Genomic DNA, 256 nt, shown 5'->3' on the forward strand with positions numbered 1-256 from the left:
TGCTTTTCAGCATCTAAATTTGTGGGCAGTGTAAGTCCTATTTCTGAAGCCCATTTCATAAGTTCTTTATTAGCATTCGTATGATCAGTAACCATCATTATTCCTAATGCTTTTACAGCGGCATTTCCGCCATTATCGATAGCAAGTTTACCCATCATCACTTCCATAATACCTCCTCTCGCTGCATTTTCTGCAAATTTCCGATCTTGATCATTAACTAATTTTTGGACATCTTTTGTATTGGACACTGTTATAG

General features: G+C 36.7%; 1 protein-coding gene. It reads right to left on the reverse strand.

The features are described 5' to 3' along the window. A partial coding sequence (locus SB679_RS25235; protein WP_410705073.1) for a DUF4142 domain-containing protein occupies nucleotides 1-256 on the reverse strand: 256 nt, incomplete at both ends.

This window comes from Chryseobacterium sp. SIMBA_029 (assembly GCF_046535275.1).
Classification (GTDB): domain Bacteria; phylum Bacteroidota; class Bacteroidia; order Flavobacteriales; family Weeksellaceae; genus Chryseobacterium.